General features: G+C 62.2%; 2 protein-coding genes. One reads left to right on the forward strand and one right to left on the reverse strand.

What is annotated here, in order from left to right; translation table 11 throughout:
- On the forward strand, positions 1 to 137 hold a 137-nt coding region (locus AC0L2H_RS32510; protein ID WP_473593678.1), incomplete at its 5' end, for a DAK2 domain-containing protein.
- A gap of 85 nt (positions 138 to 222) precedes the next feature.
- Here the strand turns inward: AC0L2H_RS32510 and AC0L2H_RS32515 are convergent.
- Positions 223 to 392: RpiB/LacA/LacB family sugar-phosphate isomerase (locus AC0L2H_RS32515; RefSeq protein ID WP_473593679.1), on the reverse strand; the 170-nt coding region annotated here is incomplete at its 5' end.

Raw genomic sequence — 392 nt, forward strand, 5'->3', positions numbered from 1 at the left:
GCGCCGAGGCGACCAAGGACATGATCGCTGCGAAGGGCCGCTCGTCGCGGCTCGGCGAGCGGTCGCTCGGGCATGTCGATCCTGGCGCCGCGTCGGCTGTCACCGTCATCGGCGCGATGCGGAAAGGTCTGGCTTAGAGCGACGAATCCGTTTGCCGCTCTAACTCATTGTTCGCGATTCAGAAATTGCCCAAAATCGTTACCCGCTTTTGGGTCCGATGCTCTAGCCTGCCTTGGCCGCGTCAAGCTTGTTGATCGCCTGGACATTGCCGGCCGAAGGCCCTTTCTCATCGAACTCCGATGCCAGCCAGGTGTCGACGATCGCCTTGGCCAGTTCCGGACCGATGACGCGGGCGCCCATGGTGATGATCTGGGCGTTGTTGGATTTCGCCG

The organism is Mesorhizobium sp. WSM4871 (assembly GCF_055811295.1).